The 2368-nt window shown below is 38.3% G+C and carries 3 protein-coding genes; all 3 read right to left on the bottom strand.

The window, feature by feature from the left end; genetic code table 11:
• On the bottom strand, window positions 1-887 hold an 887-nt coding region (locus AC1DRF_RS23545; protein WP_477741836.1), incomplete at its 3' end, for an MFS transporter.
• Between the two features lie 39 nt (window positions 888-926).
• Window positions 927-1709 carry a carbon-nitrogen family hydrolase gene (locus tag AC1DRF_RS23540; RefSeq protein WP_230183521.1) on the bottom strand — a complete coding sequence of 261 codons (783 nt, stop codon included), beginning with the start codon at window positions 1707-1709 and terminating at the stop codon, window positions 927-929.
• Window positions 1706-2368, bottom strand: a 663-nt coding sequence (locus tag AC1DRF_RS23535; RefSeq protein ID WP_477741835.1) for a DUF2848 family protein, incomplete at its 5' end; no start/stop codon positions are given. The genes AC1DRF_RS23535 and AC1DRF_RS23540, both read right to left, overlap by 4 nt.

Here is a 2368-nt window from a genome sequence, read left to right as displayed (position 1 = left end):
GTCATAACTGTAATAAAAATGCATAGCCACGGTAAACTTGCGGCGAATCCCATGCTGCTGAGAGAAAATTGACGCGCTTCTAGTAAATAAGTGGGAAGCCATACAAGGAAAAAAGTTACAATATATAATACAACGAAGTACTGTAGCCCTAAAGCCCAGAAGCGTCCATTTTTTAAAAACTTTCCCCATGGGGCCGTTTGCTTAGATTTTTTTTGAACAGTTCGATTTTCTATAATATATGAAAGCTCTTCTTTGCTAATCCACGAATGTTCTTCTGGGCGATTTCTGCCTATTGCATACCAAACGAATGCAACAAGTAACCCTATTAAAGCAAAAATATAAAACACAGCTTTCCAGCCGAGAGACTGATAAATTGCAACGGTTACAATGGGAGCGATAACGGGTCCGAAATAAGAACCAGCAAGCAGTGCACTTGCAGCTCTTCCTTTTTCTTGCTTTGGAAACCAGTACGTATTAAATACTGCGTTTCCTGGATACATGGGACCTTCTCCAACTCCAAACAAAAACCGAACAAGTCCGATTAAGCCGTGTGACTTTACTAAAGCTGTTAATCCTGTGAATATAGACCACCAAACTAAAGCATAGAAAACTATTTTACGAGCCCCGAACTTCTCGGCCAGCAAACCTGCTGGTATTTGAGACAAAGCGTACCCTAGTGAAAACAAAGAGGCTAGCATGCCAAATTGAACTTTATTCATATTTAAATCTTCCATCATTGGCTTAGCAATGATAGCGATGTTAGAGCGATCCATGTAAGCAATTAAACCAATTAAAAAGAATAAAAGCGCTAACCACCAACGTAGCCCTACGACCTTTCTTGACTGCGTTTTGTCAGATGACTTTGCTTCATAAACTGGTTGCCCCATTTACTTTCCTCCTCAATGTTTTTTAAAAATTCTGTATTTTCAATACAGATCTAACCGTTGATCAGTGATAACTGGAATATGCTCTCGAACATTTTTCACCTTCTCTAAGTCAACTTCAATAATGTATATATCTTCTTCTTGAGACCCCTCCAACAGAATTTCACCTAATGGATCTATCACCATTGAATTTCCTGGAAAATGAGTTCCTTCACTTTCCCCGCAGCGATTCACAGCTATAACAAAACATTGATTTTCAATTGCTCTTGCAATTAATAAGCTTCTCCAATGATCTACTCGTGCTGTTGGCCATTGTGCAACATTAATTAACATTTGGGCGCCATCATTTACTAACTTTCGAGATAGCTGCGGAAAGCGCAAGTCGTAACATATCATAGTGCCTATTTTTATATCTTGATAAGAAAACAACCCAAACTGATTTCCTGCTTTTAAAAATTTTTCTTCATCCATCAAACGAAATAAGTGAATTTTATCGTACTCCAATACTTGTTCTCCTTGTCCATTGTAAACTAGCATAGTATTGGTTACTTCCTGTCTGTGGGATCGACAATTTAAAATGCTTCCACCAACAACCGTTACATTATGCTCTTTAGCAAATGAGGATAACAGTTCTTTTGTGAGTACACCGTTTCTATCTCCTAACTCCTGTGCACGTTCTAAAGCATAGCCTGTATTCCACATTTCAGGCAGCACAATTATATCTGGCTTTTCTTTCATTGCCTTGGACATAAGCGTTTTAGCATGCTGATAGTTCCAATCTGGTTCACCAATTTTAACATCTAATTGAATCAGCGCAAGCTTCATACTCTCACCTCTTGTATAACAATCGAATAACAACTCTCAATCTTTCGGTTTAATACCGGATCACCAAGTTCATATTCAAATTTACTACCATATATAAATCCTTCTAACGTTGGAACTGTTCCTGAAAAAATGACTGTATTTGCAATATCTTTATAACCAAATTCCTCTAATTTATTGAGAAGATCATTAACGCTTAGCAGAGAAGTCAAGTCATGGTCTTGATATTTTCGTCGCCCCTGTTCATCTGTAATCCAAGAGCGTAAATATAGCTGATCCCAATGATTTTGAACGTCTTCTAAACGCCAAAACTTAGTCGCAAGAGGCTTAGGACAAGCTTCTTTTGAAAGTTGAATATCTCCAATTTCGAGAAAACGGTCCGTATGGTCACTTCCAAGGGTAATTAGCCATTCTGTTCCGGTATGAAATAAAACATATTCTGCTTCCCCCGACGTTTCTTTTCTTGCAACGTTAATTGCTTGTTCAAAAGACAGATTAGATACTTGCATTGGATAAACAGCTGGTATAGTTGACGGCGGCGCGACACCAATTTCCGCCAACTCGTCAATGTGCTCCTGGACTTTTTTTAGATCTCTACCACCATAGCCAACAACAAGAACATCTTTTATATGAATGTCTTCCTCTTTTATTCCCTTTTCTAC

Source organism: Priestia sp. P5_B4 (assembly GCF_056400385.1).
This window is presented reverse-complemented; position numbering and strand designations above follow the sequence as displayed.